Here is a 16,266-nt window from a genome sequence, read left to right on the forward strand (position 1 = left end):
CTGCGCCAAGTCCTCAAGACCCTGGGCTTCACGCCGGCCACGCGGCAGAGCAAGGCCCTGCCCGCGCAGGCCGGCGAGATGCTGCAACTGCCCGACGACGAGGCGTGGCTGCGTTTCGTGCGCGACGACCTGCCGGCTTTGCGCGAGGCCGGCTGGGAGGTGCACGCCCAACGCGACTTCGCCTTCGACCTGCGTCAGGTGCAGGACTGGTATGCCGACATCGACGAAGGCCAGGGCCGCGAATGGTTCGACCTGGAGCTGGGGATCGTGGTCGATGGCGAACGCCACAGCCTGCTGCCGATCCTGCTGCACCTGCTGCGCAGCAACCCCGAACTGCTCCGCCCCCACGAGTTGGCCAGGCGCGGTGATGACGAGCACCTGCTGATCGACCTCAATCGCGCGCGCCACGACAGCCATCCGCCTTTGCGCGTCGCCCTGCCCTATGGGCGGATCAAGGCCGTGATGGGCACCCTGGCCGGGCTGTACATGGACGACCCTGGCCATGGCCCGAGCATCCGCCTGGACCGCGCGGACGCCTCGCGGCTCGATGCGCTCGAAGACGTGCCGTTGCTGTGGCAGGGCGGCGAAAAGACACGCGCGCTGGCCACCGGCCTGCGTCAGGCACGCGAACGGCAGGTACAGCCGCCGGACGGCCTGAACGCCACTCTGCGCCCCTATCAGCTGGAAGGGCTCAACTGGCTGCAGGCCCTGCGCGAACTCCAGATCGGCGGCATCCTGGGCGACGACATGGGGCTGGGCAAGACCCTGCAGACGTTGGCGCACCTGTTGCTGGACAAGCAGGCCGGACGCCTGACCGCGCCGGCGCTGGTGGTCCTGCCCACCAGCCTGATTCCCAACTGGCTGGACGAAGCACAGCGCTTCACGCCGCAGCTCAAGGTGCTGGCCGTGCACGGCTCGGCTCGAGCCAAGCTGTTCGACCAGTTGCGCGATCATGACATCGTCCTGACCACCTATGCCCTGCTGCCTCGCGACCTTGAACACTTCAAACCGCTGACCTGGCACGCGCTGATCCTCGACGAAGCGCAGAACATCAAGAATGCCCGCAGCAAGGCCGCCCTGGCCGCGCGCGAACTGCACGCCGGGCAGCGCCTCTGCCTGACCGGCACGCCGATGGAAAACAACCTGGGCGAGCTGTGGTCGATCTTCCACTTGCTCATGCCGGGCTGGCTGGGTGACCAGAAGCACTTCAACCAGGCCTATCGCAACCCGATCGAAAAGCATGGCGACAACGAGCGCCTGGCGCACCTGGTGGCCCGGCTACGCCCGTTCCTGCTGCGGCGCACCAAGGAACAGGTGGCCCGCGAACTGCCTCCCAAGACCGAGATGGTGCACTGGGTCGAACTCAGCGACGCCCAACGCGACACCTACGAAACCGTGCGCGTGGCCATGGACAAGAAAGTCCGCGACGAGGTCTCACGCAAAGGGGCGGCGCGCAGCCAGATCGTGATCCTCGACGCGCTGCTCAAGCTGCGCCAGGTGTGCTGCGACCTGCGCTTGGTCAAGGGCCTCGAGGCACCGGCCAACCAGGCCGACAAGGGCAAGCTGGGCAGCCTTTTGCAGGTGCTGGAGGAATTGCTGGGCGAAGGGCGACGGGTGCTGGTGTTTTCGCAGTTCACCTCGATGCTGGCGTTGATCGAGCAGGAGCTGATCGAGCGGCAGGTGCGCTACACCGTGCTGACGGGCGACACCCGGGATCGGCGCACGCCGGTACGCCTGTTCCAGGAGGGCGAGCGTGACGTGTTCCTGATCAGCCTGAAAGCCGGCGGAACAGGCCTGAACCTGACGGCGGCCGACACGGTGATCCACTACGACCCCTGGTGGAACCCGGCCAGCGAGCACCAGGCGACCGATCGTGCGTACAGGATCGGCCAGGACAAGCCGGTCTTCGTCTACAAGATGATCACGCGCGGTACCGTCGAAGAAAAGATCCATGCGCTCCAGCAGGAAAAGGCCGCCCTGGCCAACAGCCTGCTCGAGGGTGGCGAAGCCAACCAGTGGAAGCTGGGCGACGACGACATCGACGCCCTGTTCGCCCCGTTGCCCAAGGCACGCTAGGCGTCGGACAACCATATCGGTTCGGCAAGGAATGCAGCCTGCGAGAGTGGGCTTGCCTGCGAGGTAGCCAGCGCCTGACAGGGCCCTATCGCTGGCAAGCCAGCTCCCACCCAGATCTCGGCAGCCTGCCGCTGTGGACATGGCTGCGCAAGTAGCCTGCGGAAGCAACTGTCTTTTTCTACTGGGTACACGCCCGACCGCATGGGCTTATAGATGGGCCCTACGGGCCCAATCGCGGCACTGGGGCCGCTCCTACACCCGTAGTGACATCGCAGTGGTGCAGGCGATCGCGGTAGTGTGGGAGCGGGCTTGCCCGCGATGCAGGCGGCACCTGGCGGGGCCCTATCGCTGGCAAGCCAACCACCGGACTCAGAGCGGGAACACTTCATCCAGCAGGTTGTACATGGCGCGGAACGCCCGTGCCGAGGTGCGGGGGTCGTACTGAGTCTTGCCGGGCACGTTGGCCTCTGGATCGGTGAACGAATGCACCGCGCCACCATAGCTGACCAGCTGCCAATCGACATGGGCGGCGCTCATTTCCTGCTCGAACGCCGGCAGCTGTTCCTTGGGAACCAGCGGATCGTCCGCCCCGTGCAGCACCAGCACAGAACCCTTGATGCGTCGGGCGTCGGCAGGATCTGGCGTGTCCAGCGTCCCGTGGAAGGATACCGCTGCCTTGAGCTCGGCACCGGCACGTGCCAGCTCCAATACACAGCAACCACCGAAGCAGAAGCCGAACGCGGCGACCTGCCCTGGCTCCAGCACGGCCTGGGACTGCCCGAGCAGTTGCGCCAGCGCAGCCTCCATGCGCGCGCGCAGCTCAGCGCGGTCGTCCTTCAAGGGCATCATGGCCGCGGCCGCCTCATCGGCATTCGAGGGCCGCACCGATTGCCCATACAGGTCGGCGATCAAGACCACATAGCCCTGCTCGGCGACCTCCCGGGCGATGCGTTCGGCGCCTTCGCCGATGCCCATCCAGTTCGGCGCCATGATCAGTGCCGGACGGGGCACGCCATCCTGCTCGTAGGCCAGACGGCTTTCGTAGGCCTGGCCGGCGACGTGGTACTTCAGCGATTCGACGATTACCTTGCTCATTGCATTCTCCTGGTCCATGAAAAAGGCCCGCCGGGGCAACGCGCTACGCGTCACCCCAGCGGGCCTCTTGTACGTCAGACGTCAATTCAAGCAGACAGCTCGACCAGCAGCTTGTTCAGACGGCGCACGTAAGCGGCCGGATCCTTCAGGCTGTCGCCCGCGGCCAGGGCAGCCTGGTCGAAGAGGATGTGCGACAGCTCGGCGAAGCGGTCCTCGCTCTGCTCGTGATCGAGCTTCTCGATCAGCGGGTGAGTGGGGTTGAACTCGAAGATCGGCTTGGATTCCGGCACCTTCTGCCCGCTGGCCTCGAGGATCTGGCGCATCTGCAGGCCCAGGTCCTGTTCGCCGATGGCCAGGATCGCTGGCGAGTCGGTCAGGCGGTGCGAGACGCGGACTTCGGCGACGCTGTCACCCAGTGCGCCCTTGAGACGCTCGACCAGCCCTTCCTTGTCCTTGGCGACTTCTTCCTGGGCTTTCTTGTCTTCCTCGGAGTCCAGCTGACCCAGGTCCAGGTCGCCACGGGCCACATCGACGAACGACTTGCCGTCGAACTCGCTCAGGTAGCTCATCAGCCACTCGTCGATACGGTCGGTCAGCAGCAGCACTTCGATGCCTTTCTTGCGGAAGACTTCCAGGTGCGGGCTGTTCTTGACCTGTGCGTAGGACTCGCCGGTGAGGTAGTAGAGCTTGTCCTGACCGTCCTTGGCACGGGCCAGGTAGTCGGCCAGGGAGACGCTCTGCTCGCCGCTGTCGTCGTGGGTCGAGGCGAAGCGCAGCAGGCCGGCGATCTTCTCCTTGTTGGCGAAGTCCTCAGCAGGGCCTTCCTTGAGGACCTGACCGAAGTTCTTCCAGAAGCCCTTGTACTGCTCGGGTTCGTTCTTGGCCAGCTTTTCCAGCATGTCCAGCACGCGCTTGGTCAGCGCCGACTTCATCGAATCGATGATCGGGTCTTTCTGCAGGATTTCACGCGAAACGTTCAGCGACAGGTCGTTGGAGTCGACCACGCCCTTGATGAAGCGCAGGTACAGCGGCAGGAAGGACTCGGCCTGGTCCATGATGAACACACGCTGCACGTACAGCTTCAGGCCACGCGGCGCTTCACGCTGATACAGGTCGAACGGTGCACGGGCCGGTACGTAGAGCAGCGAGTTGTACTCGAGCTTGCCCTCGACCTTGTTGTGGCTCCAGGCCAGCGGGTTTTCGAAATCGTGGCCGATGTGCTTGTAGAACTCCTGGTATTCCTCGTCCTTGATCTCGGTACGCGGACGGGTCCACAGGGCGCTGGCACGGTTGACGGTTTCCCATTCCTGGGCCGGCTGCTCCTCGCCTTCGGCTGCCTCGGCCTGCTCCTTGGGCAGCTCGATCGGCAGCGCGATGTGATCGGAGTACTTCTTGATCACGTTGCGCAGACGCCAGCCATCGGCGAACTCCTGTTCGTCCTTCTTCAGGTGAAGGACGATGCGGGTGCCGCGCTCGGGCTTGTCGATGGTAGCGACTTCGAACTCGCCCTCGCCCTTGGAGGACCAGTGCACGCCCTCGGAGGCCGACGTACCGGCGCGACGGGTGTAGACGTCGACCTGGTCGGCGACGATGAACGCGGAGTAGAAGCCCACACCGAACTGACCGATCAGGTGCGAGTCCTTCTTCTGGTCACCGGTCAGGTTCTTCATGAAGTCGGCGGTGCCGGACTTGGCGATGGTGCCCAGGTGCGCGATGACGTCATCGCGGTTCATGCCGATGCCATTGTCTTCCAGGGTGACCGTGCCGGCTTCCTTGTCGAAGCTGACGCGGATCTTCAGTTCCGAGCCGCCTTCGAGCAGTTCCGGCTTGGCCAGGGCTTCGAAGCGCAGCTTGTCGGCGGCGTCCGAGGCGTTGGAGATCAGTTCCCGCAGGAAGATTTCCTTGTTCGAGTACAAGGAATGGATCATGAGGTGCAGCAGCTGCTTCACCTCGGTCTGGAAGCCCAGGGTTTCTTTTTGAGTATCCACACTCATGGTCTTCAAACTCCGATCAATGGCAGATGGCGCCACACGCTAAGGACGCGTGATGGGCGTGATGACTTCCAGATGGGGGCAGGCGAACGCTTTTCAAGTGCCGGGGCTATCAAGGTGCGAAACCGGTCGACCTCACCCTGCGTCACAGGCCACACAGGCCGGGTCAAAAGGAACAGGAAACGGTCGATTAGATATCTTTCGACACCGTGGAACTAATGCCACAGGCCCAAGCTCGAAGGAACAACTCACTTATTCAACAAGGAGAAACACCCATGCGTAAACCTTTTGCTTTTGCTCTGATGCTGGCTGCTGCCATGGGCCTGGCCGCGTGCGATAAGGCAAGCGAAAACAAGGCGCAGGACGCTCAAGAGCACCGTGAAAATGCTCAAGAGAAAATGAACGATGCCCAGGACAAAGTGAACGACGCTGCCGAAGAAAACGCCGAAGCCGCCAAAGACCAGGCCGAAGCTAACCGCAAGGCCGCTCAGGAAGCTTCGCCGAACACCACCGCTCCGGTGACTGCTCCGGCCGAGCCTGCTCGTCAGTAAGACGACACGCCGTTCAAGAAAACCCGACGCTGTCGGGTTTTTTTATGGGCGCGTTTTACCCTCCCCTGTATCGCCTACGGCGCGCTCGGTTCTTTGCCAGGCTCTGAAAGACGCATCTCCGTCGGGGTGAACACCATTACCGACAGGACGTCCGAGTGGAACTCGCGTCGGTACAGGATGAAGACCACGCCCATGCTCATCGCCATGAACAACCAAGGGCTGATGAACCAGCTCAACATCACCATGCCGAAGTAATACGAGCGCAGGCCAAAGTTGAACTGGTTGGCCGCCATCGACAACACGCGCGCGGCCCTTTTGGCAAACGCCTGGCGTTCGAGGTCGCTGACATTGCGTTCGCTGATCATCGGCGCCGACCCGACCAGGGTGGCGGCGAAGTTGTACTGGCGCATGCACCAGCTGAAGGTGAAGAAGGCATAGACGAACACCGTGGCCAGGCACAACAGCTTGAGCTCGGACACCCCTTGCGAGGTCGGCTGCACGAATGGCAGGTCGGCCAGTAGCGACAGCGCGCGATCGGACGCGCCAAGCACGGTCAGGATACCGGCCAGGATGATCAAAGTGCTGGAAGCGAAGAACGAGGCGTTGCGCTCCAGGTTGCCGATCACGCTGGCGTCGGCGATGCGGTTCTCGCGCAGCAGCATGCGGCGCATCCAGTCATGCCGGTACAGGTGCAGGACACTGGCCAGGCAGGCCGTGTCACGGGCTTTCCAGCTGGCATAGCGGGTATAGCCGGCCCAGCAGGCGATGAACCAGCAGGCGGCGAGCAGGTTGGCCAGATTGTTGTTCAGGTAGTCCATGGCGTTCTCGTGCGTGTTCGGTGCAGGGGAATGACGTCGGCATTCGACAGCGTGAAGGGCGTGAACGACACCCCGATGGGCATAAAAAAACCCCGCCTCTGCACGAGACGGGGTTGGATCGGCTTACCGAAGGGCGCGATAGGGCTTGTGGCCAGCGCCATTCGGGTTACCCATCAGGCCAGCACGTGGCGGGGCTTGCCAAGCATCAGGTCGATGACGAACACCACGGCGAGCGTCGCCACCGACGGCACGAGCCAGGCCAGGTTCTGTTCGCTCAGCGGCAGCTGGTTCACGACCTCCGGCAGGTAGGCCTTCAGGCCGGTGCCCTTGAGCGCATCGATCAGGCCGAAGATCAGCGAGACCAGCATGACCGGGCCGAAGATGCGCGCCGGCGACTTGAACAGGCCTTTGCAGAAGCTCAACGCCACCACCACGATGCACGGCGGGTAGATGGCCGTCAGCACCGGGACCGAGAACAGGATCAGCTTGGTCAGGCCCAGGTTCGACACCAGCAGCGAGAAGCCTGCCAGGATCACCACCAGGGCGCGGTAGGACAACGGCAGGACCTGGCTGAAGTACTCGGCGCAGGCACAGGTCAGACCTACGGCCGTGACCAGGCACGCCAGGGCGATCAGCACTGCCAGGAAACCACTGCCCAGCGACCCGAAGGTGTGCTGCACATAGGCATGCAGGACGGCTGCGCCGTTGCTGGCACCGGCGGCAATCGCGTGGCTGTCCGAGCCTAGGCGGAACAGGCTGACATAGACCAGCGCCAGACCGACGCCGGCGATCAGGCCGGCGATGATGGCGTAGCGCGTGATCAGCTTGGGCGACTCGACACCGCGCGAGCGAATCGCGTTGACGATGACGATACCGAAGACCAACGCACCCAGGGTGTCCATGGTCAGGTAGCCGTTGATGAAGCCGTTGGAGAACGGCGCCGCCACGTATTCCGGCTGGGCCTCGCCGACGCTGCCTGCCGGCAGCATGAAGGCCGCGATGCCCAGAGCCGCCAGGGCGACGATCTTCAGGGGCGCGAGGAAGCGGCCCACGGTATCGAGCAGCTTGCCCGGGTACATGGACACGGCCAGCACGATCAGGAAGTAGACCAGGCTGTAGATGAACAACGCCGTCGGGCTTTCACCGGTCAGCGGCGCGATGCCCACTTCGAAGGACACGGTCGCGGTGCGCGGGGTAGCGAACAGCGGCCCGACCGACAGGTAGCACACGGCCGCCAGCAGTCCACCGAAGAACTTGCCGATCGGGCTGCTCAGGGCATCCATGCCACCACCGACCTTGGCCAGGGCGATGACCGTGACGACCGGCAGGCCGACAGCGGTGACCAGGAAGCCAAGCGCCGCCATCCACACGTTCGGACCGGCCTGCAGGCCGACGATGGGCGGAAAGATGATGTTGCCCGCACCGACGAAAAGCGCGAACGTCATGAAACCAAGTGCCAGGATGTCCTGGCCTTTTAAGACTTTCATCGAAAGAAGTACCACACTGCTGAAATCGGGGTTCGAGAGGGGAATTCCCATGGGATAGCGGGAATGCTGCCCGGCTTGGTTGAGCCAGACCCGTTTAGCGTGTCGCCCCCTTTTGGGAGACGGGCACAGAGTGGCGCGTAGGGTACCGAATTTACCGGCTGAACGCACTGAAACAGTGACGGGAAGCGCGGTTTGGGGAGCCTTTGCCTTCTGTGCAGATGACGATGGGCACCATTATCGGGCGTTTGTCGGCGGTGTCTGTCGGAAAATTCCTATCATGGCGATAGAGGTGGGCTTACAGGCTCGCCCAAACGCAAAAGGCCACCCGAAGGTGGCCTCTCGACTGCGTGGGGGTGCTGTTTATTACTTGGCTTGCCAGCCAGTCAGCTCGGCCAGGGCCTTGCCGATGTCGGCCAGCGAACGGACGGTTTTCACACCGGCGTCCTGCAGGGCGGCGAACTTCTCGTCGGCAGTACCTTTGCCGCCGGAGATGATCGCGCCCGCGTGGCCCATGCGCTTGCCGGCAGGTGCAGTCACACCGGCAATGTAGGACACGACTGGCTTGGTCACGTGGGCCTTGATGTAGGCCGCGGCTTCTTCTTCGGCCGAACCGCCAATCTCACCGATCATGACGATCGCTTCGGTCTTCGGGTCTTCCTGGAACAGCTTCAGGATGTCGATGAAGTTCGAACCTGGGATCGGGTCACCGCCGATGCCGACGCAGGTCGACTGGCCGAAGCCGGCGTCGGTGGTCTGCTTGACGGCTTCGTAGGTCAGGGTGCCGGAGCGCGACACGATACCGACCTTGCCTGGCAAGTGGATGTGACCTGGCATGATGCCGATCTTGCACTCGCCCGGGGTGATGACGCCTGGGCAGTTCGGGCCGATCAGGGTCACGCCCAGTTCGTCGCACTTGACCTTGGCGTCCAGCATGTCCAGGGTCGGGATGCCTTCGGTGATGCAGACGATCAGCTTGATGCCGCCCAGGGCCGCTTCCAGGATCGAGTCCTTGCAGAACGGAGCCGGTACGTAGATGACCGAAGCGTCGGCGCCCGTGGCTTCGACGGCTTCTTTCACGGTGTTGAACACCGGCAGGCCCAGGTGAGTGGTGCCGCCCTTGCCCGGGGTCACGCCGCCGACCATCTGGGTGCCGTAGGCGATGGCCTGTTCGGAGTGGAAGGTGCCCTGCGAGCCGGTGAAGCCCTGGCAGATGACCTTGGTGTCTTTATTGATCAGGACGCTCATTACTTGCCCTCCGCAGCTTTGACAACTTGTTGAGCAGCGTCGGTCAGGCTGGTTGCAGCAATGATGTTCAAACCGCTTTCTGCCAGTACTTTAGCGCCCAGTTCGGCGTTGTTGCCTTCCAGACGGACGACAACCGGTACCTTGACGCCGACTTCTTTCACGGCGCCGATGATGCCTTCGGCAATCATGTCGCAGCGAACGATGCCGCCGAAGATGTTGACCAGCACGGCCGCGACATTGCTGTCGGACAGGATGATCTTGAAGGCTTCGGTCACGCGTTCCTTGGTGGCGCCACCGCCGACGTCCAGGAAGTTGGCCGGCTTGCCGCCGTGCAGGTTGACGATGTCCATGGTACCCATGGCCAGGCCAGCACCGTTGACCATGCAGCCGATGTTGCCTTCGAGGGCGACGTAGTTCAGTTCGAACTTGGCAGCGTGGGCTTCACGGGCGTCGTCCTGGGACGGGTCGTGGAAGGTCTTCAGCTTGGGCTGACGGTACATGGCGTTGGCGTCGATGTTGATCTTGGCATCGAGGCAGTGCAGGTCGCCATCGGCCTTGATCACCAGCGGGTTCACTTCCAGCAGGGCCAGGTCGTGATCCTTGAACAGCTTGGCCAGACCGACGAAGATCTTGGCGAACTGGGTGACTTGCTTGCCTTCCAGACCCAGCTGGAACGCCAGCTCACGGCCCTGGAACGGCTGAGCGCCGACCAGCGGATCGATGGTGGCCTTGAGGATCTTCTCGGGGGTGTCGTGCGCGACTTTCTCGATGTCCACGCCACCTTCGGTGGAGGCCATGAACACGATGCGACGGCTCGAACGGTCGACGACGGCGCCCAGGTACAGCTCCTTGGCGATGTCGGTGCAGGATTCGACCAGAATCTTAGATACCGGTTGGCCGTTGGCGTCGGTCTGGTAGGTCACCAGGTTCTTGCCCAGCCACTGTGCAGCGAACGCCTTGGCGTCTTCCTTGCTACGGACCAGCTTGACGCCGCCCGCCTTGCCGCGACCACCGGCGTGGACCTGGGCCTTGACGACCCACTCGTTGCCGCCGATCTTGTCGCAGGCTTCTGCGGCTTCTTCAGGGGTGTCGACCGCGAAACCCTTGGAAACTGGCAGGCCGTATTCAGCGAACAGCTGCTTACCCTGATACTCGTGAAGATTCATGCTTTTTACCGTCTTCGTTAGTACTGCGCTTCGGCGCTGCCCCATCGCTGGGGCCGCACCACCTGTGACCGTTAGCTCTCGGCCAGTGCCTCGGGCCCGATCCGGCGGACATTCCGCGGTGAGTCATGCACGCAAGACTCACGACGGGCAGACCGCCGTGGTTTCTTATGATTAACGCTTCTTACGGTTGGCAACGTGAATGGCACCGCCATTCACCGCCAGCGCGGCTTCGTGCAGCGCTTCGGACAGGGTCGGATGGGAGAAGACCATCATGCCCAGGTCCTCGGCACTGGTGCCGAATTCCATGGCGATCGCGCCCTGCTGCACCAGCTCTGCAGCCGATGGGCCGATCACGTGAACGCCCAGTACGCGGTCGGTCTTGGCATCGGCGATGACCTTGACGAAACCACCGGTGTCGTTGGCCGCCATCGCACGGCCGCTGGCCGCGAACGGGAAGGTGCCCACGTTAACCTCAACGCCTTCGGCCTTCAAGGTCTGCTCGGTCTTGCCAACCCAGGCGATTTCCGGGTGGGTGTAGATCACGGACGGGATCAGGTCGTAGTTCATCTGGGCCTTGTGACCCTTGATGCGCTCGACGACCATGATGCCCTCTTCCGAGGCCTTGTGCGCCAGCATCAGGCCACGCACCACGTCACCGATGGCATAGACGCCTGGGACGCTGGTCGCGCACTGGTCGTCGACGTAGATGTAGCCACGCTCGTCGATGTCCACGCCACTGTCGCTGGCCAGCAGGTCGGTGGTCACCGGACGGCGGCCGACCGCGACGATCAGGCGGTCGAAGGTGATCTTCTGCTCGCCGTTGGCGTCGGTGTAGGTCACTTCGACTTCGTCGCCGTTGACCTGGGAACCGGTCACGCGGGCGCCGAGCTTGATGTCCAGGCCCTGCTTGGTGAGGATCTTCTGGGCTTCCTTGGAGACGGCAGCGTCAGCGGCCATCAGGAAGGTGTCCAGGGCTTCGAGCACGGTGACCTGTGCACCCAGGCGCGACCAGACCGAACCCAGTTCCAGGCCGATCACGCCGGCACCGATGACGCCCAGGCGCTGTGGCACCTGCTGGAATTCCAGGGCACCGGTGGAATCGACGATGACCTTCTGGTCGACCGGCGCCGGTGGAATGTCGATCGGACGCGAGCCGGAGGCCAGGATCACGTTCTCGGCTTCGATGATCTCGGTGGAACCGTCAGGCTTGGTGACTTCGACCTTCTTGCCGGCCAGCAGCTTGCCGTGGCCCTGGATCGAAGTGACGCCATTGGCCTTGAAGAGCGTGGCGACGCCGCCGGTGAGGTTCTTGACGATGTTGGCCTTGCGCCCAACCATCGCCGGCACGTCCATCTTCACGTCACCCGTGGAGATCCCGTGCACGCTGAAGCTCTCTTTGGCTTCCTTGTACTTCCAGGAGCTGTCCAGCAGGGCCTTGGAAGGAATGCAACCCACGTTCAGGCACGTACCGCCCAGCGCTTGCTTGCCCTCGGCGTCGGTGTACTTCTCGATGCAGGCAGTGGTCAGACCGAGTTGGGCGGCCTTGATGGCGGCCACGTAGCCGCCAGGACCTGCACCAATCACTACCACGTCGAATTTCTGGGTCATAAGGGATTCCTTTTCAGCAACAAGCTACAAGCTGTGAGCGACAGGCTGAAAGGCGATTCGCTTCGACTCGAAGCGTGGCGCCTGGGGCTTGCCACTCACAGCTGTGTGATTAGATGTCCAGCAGCAGGCGGGACGGATCTTCCAGCAGGTTCTTGATGGTCACCAGGAAGGTCACGGCCTCTTTACCGTCGATCAGGCGGTGATCGTAGGACAGGGCCAGGTACATCATCGGACGGATGACCACCTGGCCATTGACCGCCATCGGACGCTGGATGATGTTGTGCATGCCCAGGATCGCCGCCTGAGGTGGGTTGACGATCGGCGTGGACATCATCGAGCCGAATGTACCACCGTTGGTGATGGTGAAGGTACCACCGGTCATTTCTTCGATGGCCAGCTTGCCGTCACGGGCCTTCTTGCCGAAGGTGGCGATGCCGTTCTCGATCTCGGCCAGGCTCATCTGCTCGGCGTTGCGCAGCACCGGTACCACCAGGCCACGGTCGCTGGACACGGCCACGCCGACGTCGGCATAACCGTGGTAGACGATGTCGTTGCCGTCGATCGAGGCATTGACCGCCGGGAAGCGCTTGAGCGCCTCGGTGGCCGCCTTGACGAAGAACGACATGAAGCCCAGGCGTACGCCGTTGTGGGTCTTCTCGAACAGGTCCTTGTACTTCGAACGCAGGGCCATGACTTCGGTCATGTCGACTTCGTTGAAGGTGGTCAGCATGGCCATGTTCGACTGGGCTTCGACCAGACGCTCGGCGATCTTGGCGCGCAGACGGGTCATCGGCACGCGCTTCTCGGTGCGGTCGCCACCACTGGTGACCACCGGTGCCGCGGCAGGCGCAGCCGGCTTGGCGGCAGGCGCCGGCGCCGACTTCTTGTTGGCGATGGCGGCGACCATGTCTTCCTTGGTCACGCGGCCACCCTTGCCGGTCCCGCTCACGGTCGCCAGGTCGATGCCGTTCTCTTCGGCCAGCTTGCGCGCGGCAGGTGCCGCGATCGGGTCGTCTTCGCCTGCATCGGCAGCAGCGCTCGGCGCGGCCGCAGGCGCAGCGGCCGGTGCAGCCGAAGGCGCGGCGGCAGCGCCGCCCTCCACGATCGAGCCCAGGACTTCGTCGGACAGGACGGTGTCGCCCTCGCCCTTGACGATGTCACCCAGCACGCCATCGGCGGTTGCCAGGACTTCCAGCACCACCTTGTCGGTCTCGATGTCGACGATCAGTTCGTCGCGCTTGACCGCTTCGCCCGGCTGCTTGTGCCAGGTGGCAACGGTGCCGTCGGCGACCGATTCCGGGAAGGTTGGGGCTTTGATCTCGATAGCCATTCTCAGGTTTCCTTAAATACGGTTTCTTGTGCGAAGCATCAGACAGTGAAGGCGGCTTGCAGCAGGCGTTCCTGCTGCTCGGCGTGCATCGAAGCGTAACCACAGGCAGGCGCGGCGGACGCGTCGCGGCCGGCGTACTCCAGAACCAGCGACGGATCGAGGCGGTTCAGGATACGGCGCATGTGGTGCTGGCTGCTGTACCAGGCGCCCTGGTTCATCGGTTCTTCCTGGCACCACACCGCATGCTTGAGCTGGGTGTAGGCGGCAAGGATCTCGACCAGATCGTCCTCGGGGAACGGATACAGCTGTTCGATGCGCAGAATGACCGTGTCTTCACGACCTTCGGCACGGCGTTTTTCCAGCAGGTCGTAGTAGACCTTGCCGCTGCACAGCACCAGGCGCTCCACCTTGGCCGGGTCGATCGCATCGACTTCCGGGATCACCGTCTGGAACGAGCCTTCGGCGAGGTCTTCGAGGGTCGAGACCGCCAGCTTGTGACGCAGCAGCGATTTGGGCGTGAGCACCACCAGCGGCTTGCGCAGCGGGCGGATGACCTGACGACGCAGCAGGTGGTAGATCTGCGCGGGCGTGGTCGGGACGCAGACCTGGATGTTGTGCTCGGCGCACAGCTGCAGGTAACGCTCCAGACGCGCGGAGGAGTGCTCCGGCCCCTGCCCTTCGTAGCCATGTGGCAGCAGCATGGTCAGGCCGCACAGACGACCCCACTTGTGCTCGCCGCTGGTGATGAACTGGTCGATCACCACCTGGGCGCCGTTGGCGAAGTCACCGAACTGCGCTTCCCAGATCACCAGCGCGTTCGGCGTGGTGGTCGAGTAGCCGTATTCGAAGGCCAGGACCGCTTCTTCGGACAGGAACGAGTCGTACAGCTCGAAGCTCGGCTGGCCCGGGAAGAGGTTCTGCAGCGGCAGGTAGGTGCTGGCGTCCTTCTGGTTGTGCAGCGCGGCATGGCGGTGCGAGAAGGTGCCACGGCCGACGTCCTGGCCGGTGATGCGCACTTGGTGACCTTCGAACAGCAAGGTCGCGTAGGCCATGGTCTCGGCGTAGCCCCAGTTGATCGACAGGCCACCGGCCTGCATCTTCTGGCGGTCTTCGTAGATCTTCGAGACCTGGCGCTGGACGACGAAGCCGTCGGGCAGCGTCAGCAGCTTGCCGGACAGGTCCTGCAAGGTCTTGAGGTCGAAGCGCGTGTCATGGCGGGCGGTCCAGGTGTGACCCAGGTACGGGCGCCAGTCGACGAACAGCTCGCGGTTCGGCTCCTTGACCAGGCTCTTGACCACGTGCAGGCCATTGTCCAACGCATTGCGGTAGTCGTCGATCTTGGCCTGGGCGCGCTCGGCTTCGATGCGACCGGCGTTGATCAGCGCCTCGGCGTACAGCTCGCGCGTGGTGCGCTGCTTGCCGATCTGCTGGTACATCAGAGGCTGCGTGCCATTGGGCTCGTCGGCCTCGTTGTGGCCGCGACGACGGTAGCAGACCAGGTCGATGACCACGTCACGCTTGAACTGCATGCGGTAGTCGATGGCCAGCTGGGTGACGAACAGCACCGCTTCCGGGTCATCGCCGTTCACGTGCAGGATCGGCGCCTGGATCATCTTGGCGACGTCGGTGCAGTACTCGGTGGAGCGCGAGTCCAACGGGTTGCTGATGGTGAAACCGACCTGGTTGTTGATCACGATGCGCACGGTGCCGCCGGTCTTGAAACCGCGGGTCTGCGACATCTGGAAGGTTTCCATCACCACGCCCTGCCCGGCCACCGCGGCATCGCCGTGGATGGTGATCGGCAGTACCTTGTCGCCGACGCGGTCGTTGCGGCGGTCCTGGCGGGCACGCACCGAACCCTCGACCACCGGGGAGACGATCTCCAGGTGCGACGGGTTGAAGGCCATGGCCAGGTGGACTTCGCCACCGGTGGTCATCACGTTGGAGGAGAAGCCCTGGTGGTATTTCACGTCACCGGAGCCCAGCTCGTTCATCTTCTTGCCTTCGAACTCGTCGAACAGCTCGCGAGGACTCTTGCCGAAGGTGTTGACCAGCACGTTGAGGCGGCCACGGTGGGCCATGCCGATGACCACTTCCTTGGTGCCGTAGGAACCGGAACGCTGGATCATCTCGTCAAGCATCGGGATCAGGCTTTCGCCGCCCTCGAGGCCGAAACGCTTGGTGCCTGGGTACTTGGTGCCCAGGTACTTTTCCAGACCCTCGGCGGCGGTCACGCGCTCGAGCAGGTGGCTTTGCACCTCGGCGGAGTAGTCAGGACGGCCACGGACGCTTTCCAGACGCTGCTGGAACCAGCTGCGCTGCTCGGAATCGACGATGTGGGCGAACTCGGCACCGATGGTGCGACAATATGTCTTCTCGAGGGCCTCGAGGATTTCGCGTAGGCTCGCCTCCTCTTTGCCGATGTACAGGTCGCCGGCACGGAAGGTCGTATCAAGGTCGGCATTGGTCAAGCCGTAGTGATTGATCGACAGGTCAACAGGCGCAGGACGCTGCCACAACCCCAGCGGGTCGAGTTTTGCAGCCTGATGGCCGCGCATGCGGAAGGCCTGGATCAGTCGCAGTACCTCGACCTGCTTCTTCTCGTGTTCACTGCTCACGCTCCCGGCAGACACCGGCTGGGCGCGGCGCTGGTTCTTCGCCAGCAGCACGAAATGGTCACGGATCGCGGAGTGCGGAACATCGGTAGCGGTGCTGCCTTCGGCGGGCAACTTCTGGAAGTAAGTGCGCCACTCTTCTGGCACGGCGTTAGGGTCGTGCAGGTAAAGCTCGTAGAGCTCTTCCACATATGCAGCGTTACCACCTGAAAGGTGGGCGCTTTCCCACATGCGCTGCATCACGCTTTCTTGCATGCTTGGTCACCCTCGGTTAGGGGACGATC

11 protein-coding genes are annotated in these 16,266 nt (G+C 63.3%); 2 read left to right on the forward strand and 9 right to left on the reverse strand.

Going from position 1 to position 16,266, the window contains the following annotated elements; genetic code table 11:
• Positions 1-78: 78 nt before the first annotated feature.
• A complete protein-coding gene (locus APT63_12645) occupies positions 79-2,076 on the forward strand; it encodes a helicase (protein AMA47891.1) in 1,998 nt (665 codons plus the stop codon).
• Positions 2,077-2,445: 369 nt separating this feature from the next.
• Here APT63_12645 and APT63_12650 read toward each other — a convergent pair whose 3' ends face one another.
• The gene (locus APT63_12650) at positions 2,446-3,171 is read right to left on the reverse strand and encodes a dienelactone hydrolase (protein AMA46398.1); all 726 of its coding nucleotides are present in this window, start codon (positions 3,169-3,171) and stop codon (positions 2,446-2,448) included.
• 86 nt (positions 3,172-3,257) lie between these two features.
• Positions 3,258-5,165: a molecular chaperone HtpG gene (locus APT63_12655; protein ID AMA47892.1), complete on the reverse strand. Its 1,908-nt coding sequence runs from the start codon at positions 5,163-5,165 to the stop codon at positions 3,258-3,260.
• 272 nt (positions 5,166-5,437) lie between these two features.
• Here APT63_12655 and APT63_12660 point away from each other — a divergent pair, with 272 nt between their 5' ends.
• Positions 5,438-5,713, forward strand: coding sequence for a hypothetical protein (locus APT63_12660; GenBank protein AMA46399.1), 276 nt, complete (start codon positions 5,438-5,440; stop codon positions 5,711-5,713).
• A gap of 74 nt (positions 5,714-5,787) precedes the next feature.
• Here the strand turns inward: APT63_12660 and APT63_12665 are convergent, their stop codons facing one another.
• The 7 genes from APT63_12665 to APT63_12695 all read right to left on the reverse strand — a co-directional run bounded on the left by APT63_12665 (position 5,788) and on the right by APT63_12695 (position 16,237).
• Positions 5,788-6,531, reverse strand: a complete 744-nt coding sequence (locus tag APT63_12665) for a hypothetical protein (GenBank protein ID AMA46400.1) — start codon at positions 6,529-6,531, stop codon at positions 5,788-5,790.
• A 173-nt stretch (positions 6,532-6,704) separates the two neighbouring features.
• Positions 6,705-8,018, reverse strand: coding sequence for a branched-chain amino acid ABC transporter substrate-binding protein (locus tag APT63_12670; protein ID AMA46401.1), 1,314 nt, complete (start codon positions 8,016-8,018; stop codon positions 6,705-6,707).
• Between the two features lie 363 nt (positions 8,019-8,381).
• Entirely contained in the window at positions 8,382-9,263 is an 882-nt protein-coding gene (locus APT63_12675) for a succinate--CoA ligase subunit alpha (GenBank protein ID AMA46402.1), read from the reverse strand.
• Positions 9,263-10,429: a succinate--CoA ligase subunit beta gene (gene sucC, locus APT63_12680; GenBank protein AMA46403.1), complete on the reverse strand. Its 1,167-nt coding sequence runs from the start codon at positions 10,427-10,429 to the stop codon at positions 9,263-9,265. Before sucC ends, APT63_12675 begins: the two co-directional genes overlap by 1 nt.
• A gap of 171 nt (positions 10,430-10,600) precedes the next feature.
• Complete coding sequence (locus tag APT63_12685) at positions 10,601-12,037, reverse strand: dihydrolipoamide dehydrogenase (GenBank protein ID AMA46404.1); 1,437 nt, start codon at positions 12,035-12,037, stop codon at positions 10,601-10,603.
• A 109-nt stretch (positions 12,038-12,146) separates the two neighbouring features.
• Complete coding sequence (locus tag APT63_12690) at positions 12,147-13,367, reverse strand: dihydrolipoamide succinyltransferase (GenBank protein AMA46405.1); 1,221 nt, start codon at positions 13,365-13,367, stop codon at positions 12,147-12,149.
• A gap of 38 nt (positions 13,368-13,405) precedes the next feature.
• Positions 13,406-16,237, reverse strand: a complete 2,832-nt coding sequence (locus APT63_12695) for a 2-oxoglutarate dehydrogenase subunit E1 (protein AMA46406.1) — start codon at positions 16,235-16,237, stop codon at positions 13,406-13,408.
• Positions 16,238-16,266: the final 29 nt, after the last annotated feature.

Origin of the sequence: Pseudomonas monteilii (assembly GCA_001534745.1) — a bacterium.
Lineage (GTDB): Bacteria > Pseudomonadota > Gammaproteobacteria > Pseudomonadales > Pseudomonadaceae > Aquipseudomonas > Aquipseudomonas alabamensis.